This window comes from Streptomyces sp. NPDC089915 (assembly GCF_040684675.1).
In the GTDB taxonomy this organism is placed as follows: domain Bacteria; phylum Actinomycetota; class Actinomycetes; order Streptomycetales; family Streptomycetaceae; genus Streptomyces.
Window position 1 is genome coordinate 1 of sequence record NZ_JBFBGN010000286.1, and the last position, 2742, is coordinate 2742.

Below are 2742 nucleotides of genomic sequence, written 5' to 3' on the forward strand. Positions count from 1 at the left end.
CCGACGGCAGCCCGGTCAAGTTCGATCCCGCGACCCAGCAGTGGAAGCCGCTGCCCACCACGGGACTGGGCGGCGGTCTCACCCGCATCGCACCGGGCAAGGACACCGTCTGGGCGATCAGAGCCACCGACAACATGGTCGTCCAGTTCGACGGGACGACCTGGCGAGCTGACGGCTGGGGCGGCTACGCGCTGCGCATCGTCTGCGCCACGGACGGCACGGTCTACGTCATCGGCACCAACAACGCGATCCACCAGCGTGGCCAGAGCTCATGGTCGAACCTGGGGGTCACGGCCGACGACATAGCCGTCACCGGCAAGGACAAGCTGTGGTACTCCCGGCAGGGGGCCCTGTACGAGCGCAGTGGTACCAGCTGGGTCCAGCGGGGCGGGCCGGGCGTGCAGCGTCTGTCCGCGACATCCGACGGTGCCCTCTGGGCCGTCGTCCAGTCCCAGTCCAGCACCGAGACCATGCCCCTCCTGGTGGAGTCCGGTGCGACGACCGCGGTCCGTCCCACGGCCGGCGGCCTGCAGAGCGTGACCGGGCTGGCGCAGATCGCCTCGGTCGGCGGTGGAGACTACTGGGTGCTGATGGCCAACGGGACCGTGCGCCGGATTCTGGGACGCGAGGCACTGGTGGCCTTCGACGACCAGCCGAAGGAGGACTCCGCCTACGCGTCCAGGATCGACGTCTGGTCGGACAGCGACGGAATCCGCGGGATCCAGGTCGTCCATCCGAGCCACACCTTCGGATGCGGCGACATCGGCGGCTCCGGCGCGCAGCAGGCGTCCTACACCTTCGGCGGCGCCGACAAGCTGATCGCCTACGAAGCCTGGTCCGGCAGTACCGCCCGCGGCAGCCTCGCCGGGCTGCGTCTGAAGATGACCTCGGGCGTGGCCAACTTCGGCATCGCGGCGACCACCACCGTCGCGGCCGACCTGTCCGAGGACGCCGGCGGCGGATCGGCCATCTGCGGGCTGTTCGGTTCGACGGTGAAGTCCGGCAGCCGCACCTACGTCGCGTCCATCGGCTTCCACGTACGGGGCGGGAACGTGCCCCAGCCGGTCCTCGACCACCTGAACGACAACCGGCGCCACTACAGCCAGGCCGTCTGGGCCAACGCGGACGAGCTGACCCTGAGCCGCATCCTCGCCAACTACTCGTACACCCCGGCGGGTTCGAGTGCGGGACCGGTCCCGCTCGGGATGCTGCTGGACCCGAAGCCGATCGCGGCCACCGGCAACTACCTCGGCTTCCGCTGGAACTTCGCCAGCGAGCAGGAGCGCGAGGAGTGGACCAAGGCCCGCCGGCTGAGCGACAGCACCTTCGGCACGCCGGTGGCCGACACGATCGCCATCGCCACCAATGGCGTCTTCGCCGAGGCGGTCCTCGGCCGGTCCAACTCGGCCGAGAAGATCGACCTGACCCGCTTCTGGAACTGGAAGGACTCGCCCATCCAGATCACCCCGGCCGACATCGCCCCGGTGTCCACCGCCTCTCGCGCGCAGAACCTCGACACCACGGCGGCCGGCATGGGCGTCTCCCAGGCGAAGTTCACGCCGCTGGTGGCGATGCCCGACCCGGTCGGCCTTCAGACGACGCAGGCCATCGCCACCGCGAACCTGTTCCGCGACATGAGCGGCCTCGACAACATGAGCCAGTTCCTCACCAAGGGCATCGAGGCCGCCGCCGGCAACGACAAGGAGGCCGGGATGCGCGCCCAGGAGGCGCTGAAGACCGCCACCGAACACGCGCAGAAGATGGCCCAGATCGCGGTCGACGCCCTCGGCAAGGTACTGCCGCTCGCCACCGGCGGAGCCGCAGGCGGAGGCAGCAGCATCAGCGCCCTCGGCGGCATGCTGAACCAGGGCGCCAAGGCCGCCGCTCCGGACAAGAAGGCCGACACGCCGTCCACGGACGGGACCGCAGCGAAGGCCTGATCGCCCCACGTCGCGGGCCCGGGCCGCAACCCGGGCCCGCTCCCCACCGGACGATCTGTGGGAGCGGGTGGCTCCCCCGCGGGCTTGAGGGGAGGGAAGGCGTCCCCCCTCCATGCGCGGAGCGACTTCCCGCACGGTGGCCTCGGGGCGACGACCGAATGTCCGCCGCCCGTCGGTGTCAGCACAAGTCCGGGTTCGGAGGGGACACGTAGATCGCGGACAGCACCCCGTCGCCGTCCACCTTGACCGGGGCGGGTGCGGTGGTGTCCACCAGTGTCAGGTCGTACGGCAGGGCCCGTAGCGGGATGTCCGGGCCGAGGTAGGCCACCGAGACCGTGCCACGGCATACCGAGGCGTCCGGAGGCGCGGTGTCGGGGACACGGCCGTCCTGCGGGCCGGCCGTGTGGGAGGCGGTGCCGATCAGGGTGTACGCGTACTCGTAGCGGGCCCCGCTGATGGCGTCGGCCTTGTGCGTCTTCTTCAAGTCGACCCAGTAGTGGGCGAGTTTGACCGAGACCGCCTCGCACGGGCGCTTGATGTCCTCCGGGGTGAAGTTCAGGCCGGAGGAGTCCAGCTTCAGGCCCTTGGTCTGGTAGTCCCCGCTGGTGCTGCGCAGGTCCTTCAGGTAGCCGGTCAGCTGCTCCACGCTCATGCCGGCGGTCTTCACGCACTCCTTGGGCGCGGTGGTCAGCGGGCTCGCGGCCGGGGCGGGTGAGCCGGTGGCGGGCGTGTAGTGCACGAGGCCGGAGGGCGAGGGAGCCGGGCCCCGCGCGGCCGTCCCGCCGCCTCCCGAACATCCCGA

1 protein-coding gene and 1 pseudogene are annotated in these 2742 nt (G+C 70.8%); one reads left to right on the forward strand and one right to left on the reverse strand.

What is annotated here, in order from left to right; translation table 11 throughout:
- Window positions 1–1940: pseudogene (locus AB0O29_RS34895) on the forward strand (hypothetical protein); the annotation flags it as partial.
- Between the two features lie 178 nt (window positions 1941–2118).
- On the opposite strand, the gene AB0O29_RS34900 reads toward AB0O29_RS34895, so the two are convergent.
- Window positions 2119–2742: hypothetical protein (locus AB0O29_RS34900; protein WP_365160177.1), on the reverse strand; the 624-nt coding region annotated here is incomplete at its 5' end.